The organism is Limimaricola cinnabarinus, assembly GCF_002723615.1.
GTDB classification, from domain to species: domain Bacteria; phylum Pseudomonadota; class Alphaproteobacteria; order Rhodobacterales; family Rhodobacteraceae; genus Limimaricola; species Limimaricola cinnabarinus_B.
This window is the reverse complement of record NZ_KZ305007.1, coordinates 1,205-2,240: the sequence shown is the minus strand read 5'-3', so window position 1 is coordinate 2,240 and position 1,036 is coordinate 1,205. Positions and strand designations below refer to the sequence as shown.

Below are 1,036 nucleotides of genomic sequence, written 5' to 3'. Positions count from 1 at the left end.
GGGCTGCAGCACGACCCAGCGGCCCGGCCCGTCGCAGGGATCAGCATCCTGCCGGTCGCGACTCACGGCTCCCGTCATCGTGGTCGGGGCCCGATCCGCCGCCTTCTGACCTGCTGCCGCCTCCTGGTCCGCCAGTTCAGTAGAGGCGAGGTAGTACGCGACATTATAGATCCGGGTGCAGCTGATCATCTCGCGCCCCTCCCACAACCGGCCGAGGACAGGGCGCTTCCGGATCTCCACGGCCGGCCCCAACCATGCGCCAGCGATGCAAAGGGATAACAGTCGCAATGCGCCGTCCTGCGGACGCGACGCTGGCAGGGTGCAGTGGTATGCGGCCGTGACCGGACCCAGGGGCGGGGGGTGGCGGGGCGCGATCCGGCGATGAGGGTCACGGGCATGGAATTCTCCGTCGATGCAGGGCCTCGACATCGATATTTTCCGCAGGCCATGAAAATACCAAGCCCCCCGTCACTGTGCGCCGGACCCGATATGCGTAATGTGTCAGGGAAACGGAAATGCCATGAGATGCGTGGACATGCGGCGAATGAAAGGTCTCCCTCATGGTCTCTGAGACGTGTACGAGACGAGACGAACGCACGACGCATCGAGCTGATGCGAGGACTATCATCAGAAAAGAAAAGTGATGCAAAAACTGCGCTTTGGCGCGGGGTCGCCCGTCGCGTGGTCGGAGCGGACAGCAGCTCGAAATGCCAGCTTATTTACCAAATAGATAATCATTTAATGCAGCCCTGCGTTGAATTCCGGCCGATGGCGACGAGAAGGTTTTGTCTTCTACTATGGAAAAATGTGGACAACCGGAATTTCGATGGATCGGAAATTTCGGGGCCATTGTATGGAAATGGGGAAGTAGCAAAAAAGAACAGGATCACCTCATGTCCGACCCCGCCCATCCCACCCTGGCCGAGCGCCTCGAGCAGCGCGTGGCCGAGCATTCCGTGCCGCCCCGCGCCTCCTGTCTGCAGCAGATCATCGCGGCGCGTGGGATGCTCCGTCGCCTGCGCGATAAGGGCTACAG

2 protein-coding genes are annotated in these 1,036 nt (G+C 61.2%); both read right to left on the bottom strand.

Annotation, left to right across the window (positions count from 1 at the left end):
- A partial coding sequence (locus tag CJ301_RS19050; protein ID WP_216823339.1) for a hypothetical protein occupies positions 1-189 on the bottom strand: 189 nt, incomplete at its 3' end.
- A gap of 545 nt (positions 190-734) precedes the next feature.
- A partial coding sequence (locus CJ301_RS18945; protein WP_162620633.1) for a hypothetical protein occupies positions 735-1,036 on the bottom strand: 302 nt, incomplete at its 5' end.